This is a genomic window from Serratia sp. Ae19-1, assembly GCF_059801225.1.
Genome location: NZ_JBCHWD010000028.1, coordinates 1 through 277, shown reverse-complemented (window position 1 = coordinate 277; position 277 = coordinate 1). Strand labels below are relative to the sequence as shown.

The following is a 277-nucleotide window of genomic DNA, read 5'->3' as shown; positions in this document are numbered from 1 at the left end:
AATACTTCGCAGCATACTGTCGCCAATATACTCTGAAGTATTGAAATACCGGACTATATGGTGGAGCTAAGCGGGATCGAACCGCTGACCTCCTGCGTGCAAGGCAGGCGCTCTCCCAGCTGAGCTATAGCCCCATACAGTCACGTGCAGTACCTTTTCCACTTCTGAGAAGTGGTAGGCCTGAGTGGACTTGAACCACCGACCTCACCCTTATCAGGGGTGCGCTCTAACCACCTGAGCTACAAGCCTATAAAGGTATTTCTGCTCGTTACTTTCT

The 277-nt window shown here is 50.9% G+C and carries 2 tRNA genes; both read right to left on the bottom strand.

What is annotated here, in order from left to right:
- Window positions 1–58: 58 nt before the first annotated feature.
- Window positions 59–134 (bottom strand) — tRNA-Ala (locus AAIE04_RS25050).
- A gap of 38 nt (window positions 135–172) precedes the next feature.
- A tRNA-Ile gene (locus tag AAIE04_RS25045) sits at window positions 173–249 on the bottom strand.
- Between the last annotated feature and the right edge of the window lie 28 nt (window positions 250–277).